This window comes from Vibrio sp. 1078-1 (assembly GCF_033340475.1).
Window position 1 is genome coordinate 1 of record NZ_JAWOWM010000997.1, and the last position, 501, is coordinate 501.

A 501-nucleotide genomic window follows, 5' to 3' on the forward strand; every position below is an offset into this window, starting at 1 on the left:
ATGGGCTTCTATCTTCTTCGCTTTAATACTACCTGCGGCAAATTTCAATTCTGAGACAGCCAGCAAGTTCTTCGCGGCATCAGGAAGTAAGCCAAAGCGGTCGATCAGCTCAACTTTTAATTCGGATAGCTCATCGCTGTCGCTCACACTCGCAATTCGTTTGTACATCGACAGACGCGTATTGACGTCTGGAATGTAATCATCAGGCAGTAGCGCTGGGATTCTCAGTTCCACTTCTGTTTGTTCGCGAAGCAGATCATCCAATGATGGCTCTTTACCTTCTTTCAACGCTTCAACCGCTTGTTCAAGCATTTCCATATACAGTGTAAAACCAACAGATTGAATTTGACCACTTTGTTCGTCACCAAGCAGTTCACCAGCGCCACGAATTTCCAAATCGTGCGTTGCCAGAGTAAAGCCCGCGCCTAAGTCTTCCAGTGAAGCAATGGCATCGAGACGTTTAATGGCATCTTTGGTCATTGCTTTTGGATGTGGCGTTAA

At 46.1% G+C, this 501-nt stretch carries 1 protein-coding gene; it reads right to left on the reverse strand.

The window, feature by feature from the left end:
* Positions 1 to 501, reverse strand: a 501-nt coding sequence (locus R7190_RS31275; protein WP_318138400.1) for a TRCF domain-containing protein, incomplete at both ends; no start/stop codon positions are given.